The following is a 610-nucleotide window of genomic DNA, read 5'->3' as shown; positions in this document are numbered from 1 at the left end:
GCTACACCGGCGGCAAGTTCAAGATCGTCGCCAAGCTCTCGGGTTGCGTCGGGTTGGGGCTGTCGGGAAAGATCGCAGCCGAAATCGGCGCCGAGCACATCTGGGAGTTCGCCTGCTGGTTCCGGCATCAGGTGGTCGCGGCGGGGGATCAGAATTTGGGGTATTTCGACAAACGAGCTTTCAGAGCCTTTAGCGCGATGTACACGCTGATGATTGTAGAAGGGAAAGAACTGGCGACCTATCTTGGTGAAGAAGCGGACAAGATGGAAAGGCGGCTTGAAAGGTTGATTGACGAGAACAGAGAAGCCTTCCTGAAAGCAATCAAGTCGTCGGAAGACATCCTGCTCATGGCCTCGGCGAACGTCAAAGGCTATCTGCTTGAGCAGTTGCGCCGGCTGGATCAGAAGCTTGATGTCCTCAAGAACGAGACAGACGAGAAGTGGCGTGAAATGAAACAGGACGTCAAGGAGGCCCTCGAATGGTTATTGAGCAGTGTCGAGCAGAAGACGGAGCTTGAGAACGTCTATCAGCACGCCACGGTGGATTTCAGCAAGGTGGCAGATACCGCTCAAGCCAAGACCTTCGTGAGCCGCATGCTCGGCGAGGTGCA

The 610-nt window shown here is 55.4% G+C and carries 1 protein-coding gene; it reads left to right on the top strand.

Annotated features, from left to right (window positions below):
- Nucleotides 1–610: hypothetical protein (locus tag I8J34_RS24245; RefSeq protein WP_214364191.1), on the top strand; the 610-nt coding region annotated here is incomplete at both ends.

The sequence above is a fragment of the Denitromonas iodatirespirans genome, from assembly GCF_018524365.1.
GTDB classification, from domain to species: domain Bacteria; phylum Pseudomonadota; class Gammaproteobacteria; order Burkholderiales; family Rhodocyclaceae; genus Nitrogeniibacter; species Nitrogeniibacter iodatirespirans.
The sequence above is the reverse complement of the archived record's forward strand: the minus strand, read 5'-3'. Positions and strand labels throughout refer to the sequence as shown.